The organism is Bradyrhizobium sp. UFLA05-89, assembly GCF_059803475.1.
Genome location: NZ_JBANBA010000243.1, coordinates 1 through 2,641, shown reverse-complemented (window position 1 = coordinate 2,641; position 2,641 = coordinate 1). Strand labels below are relative to the sequence as shown.

The following is a 2,641-nucleotide window of genomic DNA, read 5'->3' as shown; positions in this document are numbered from 1 at the left end:
CAGCTCGGCCTCAGTGCCATTGCCGACCCCGTTCCGTCCCGCGCCCGGTGTCGGCAATGGCACTGAGGCCGAGAAGGATCCGGCGGAAGCCGCCGCCGAAGCCGACATGGACGAGGACGACGAGTTCGAGAACCAGATGTCGCTCGCGGCAATCGAAGCCGAGCTCAAGCCGAAGGTCGTCGAGATCTTCGACAAGATCGCCGACAACTACAAGAAGCTGCGCAAGCTCCAGGAGCAGGACATCCAGAACCAGCTCGAGAGCACGACGCACGGCCCGTCGCTCTCGCCGCACCAGGAGCGCAAGTACCGGAAGCTGAAGGACGAGATCATCGTCGAGGTGAAGTCGCTGCGCCTCAACCAGGCCCGCATCGATTCACTCGTCGAGCAGCTCTACGACATCAACAAGCGCCTCGTCTCGCATGAGGGCCGCCTGATGCGTCTTGCCGACAGCCACGGCGTCGCGCGTGACGACTTCCTGCGCAACTACACCGGCTCCGAGCTCGATCCGCGCTGGCTCAACCGGGTTTCAAAGCTTTCGGCCAAGGGCTGGAAGAATTTCGTCCATCACGAGAAGGACCGCATCAAGGACCTCCGCCACGAGGTACATCAGCTCGCGGCGCTCACGGGTCTCGAGATCGGCGAATTCCGCAAGATCGTGCACTCCGTGCAGAAGGGCGAGCGCGAAGCCCGCCAGGCCAAGAAGGAGATGGTGGAAGCCAACCTCCGCCTCGTGATCTCGATTGCGAAGAAGTACACCAACCGCGGCCTGCAGTTCCTCGACCTGATCCAGGAAGGCAACATCGGCCTGATGAAGGCGGTCGACAAGTTCGAGTATCGCCGCGGTTACAAGTTCTCGACCTACGCGACGTGGTGGATCCGGCAGGCGATCACCCGCTCGATCGCCGACCAGGCGCGCACCATCCGCATCCCCGTGCACATGATCGAGACGATCAACAAGATCGTGCGCACCTCGCGCCAGATGCTCAATGAGATCGGCCGCGAGCCGACCCCGGAAGAGCTTGCCGAGAAGCTCGGCATGCCCTTGGAGAAGGTGCGCAAGGTCCTCAAGATCGCCAAGGAGCCCTTGTCGCTCGAAACACCCGTCGGCGACGAAGAGGATTCGCATCTCGGCGATTTCATCGAGGACAAGAACGCGATCCTGCCCATCGACGCCGCGATCCAGTCGAACCTGCGCGAGACCACCACGCGCGTGCTCGCCTCGCTCACGCCGCGCGAAGAGCGCGTGCTGCGCATGCGCTTCGGCATCGGCATGAACACCGACCACACGCTGGAAGAAGTCGGCCAGCAGTTCAGCGTGACGCGCGAACGTATTCGTCAGATCGAAGCGAAGGCGCTGCGGAAGTTGAAGCACCCGTCAAGGAGCAGGAAGCTGCGGAGCTTCTTGGACAATTGATTCGAGTTTCAATCAGAACGAAAACGGCGGGCCGACAGCCCGCCGTTTTTCTTTGACCCGGCTCTCGCCCCGTCATTGCGAGGAGCGCTTGCGACGAAGCAATCCAGGCTGCGGCTTGTATTCACCAGGCGATGGCCCGAACTATGTCCGCTTCTCCTCCAACGGCAAAACAAAAGAGTGGACGGTGCCCGACTTCGGAGATGAGGCAGTTGCGGACGTTCAACATGCGGTCGGAAGCGGAGGCCGGACAGGCTCCCTAGCGCAAATGGCGGACGAAGAAATCAATGAGACGTTCGTTTTGTTGATTTTCAGCGTCGCTGGTGAATCCGTGCCCCTCTCCCTCGTAAAGATGCACTTCGGGAGTCCGACCGTGATGCTTCAATCGTTCCCATAGTCGGCGTGTCATCTCTGCGGACCAAGTCGCGTCCCCCGTACCGTGACTGAGAAATAGTGGGCCATCGAACCGTTCGATTTCGATTGGTGTTGTCGGCAGCAGTTGATCGGACGAACCCCGCCAAGTCCATGCACGGTTTGCGGGATCCCATGGCTGCCATCCAGGATCGCCGGAGTCCCGCCACATCTTTGCATTGAACGCTCCACAGATAACGTCGGGCGGAGCATGCACAGCGACTGCATCCGGGAGGCCGGCTACATCGTCCCTGGCCATAAGCGATGTCAGCAACAGCGCGTGTTCGGCACCGCGCGAAACTCCGTAAAGCCCGATCTTGTTTCCGGACAAATCAAATTCGCGGAGAGCAGCCAACGCATCGACCGTTCGATCAAGTGGTACATCAATAATGTTTCCGGCGTTCCAGGCATTTCCTTCTTTAGCGTAACCGAAGGGTATCGCTAGAAAGCCATGCGCCGCAAGAATTGCGGCATTTCGATAATTCCATCCTGACCAACTTCCTTCCGAACCGTGCAAGAGCAAAATCGCGGGAAACGGACCATCGCCGGATGGGCTGTAACCCGAACCGCAGTTTGGCAAAGACCGGCGAACAATCTTCAGCGACATCAAAACTCCTCGGCAACATCTTCGTAGGGCGGAAAGGGGGTAAGCGCGCTGGAAAATCCGGCACCAGATCGAAGGCAGGAATTAAGCCCGAAAAGGAACGGCTTCGCTAGGGGATCAGGTCTGATGTAGGTCAGCGGACTTGTATGGGGCGATTGGTGTCAAGCGCTTTCGTTATTGGCCATCTCCTTGTTCGGCCGGGCTGCGACATCTCC

Annotated in this window: 2 protein-coding genes; one reads left to right on the top strand and one right to left on the bottom strand. The window is 59.7% G+C overall.

The genetic code is table 11. The features are described 5' to 3' along the window. On the top strand, window positions 1-1,414 hold a 1,414-nt coding region (rpoD, locus tag SO139_RS45980; protein WP_498542131.1), incomplete at its 5' end, for an RNA polymerase sigma factor RpoD. A gap of 256 nt (window positions 1,415-1,670) precedes the next feature. Here rpoD and SO139_RS45975 read toward each other — a convergent pair. Continuing rightward, the gene (locus tag SO139_RS45975) at window positions 1,671-2,429 is read right to left on the bottom strand and encodes an alpha/beta hydrolase family protein (RefSeq protein WP_498542130.1); all 759 of its coding nucleotides are present in this window, start codon (window positions 2,427-2,429) and stop codon (window positions 1,671-1,673) included. Between the last annotated feature and the right edge of the window lie 212 nt (window positions 2,430-2,641).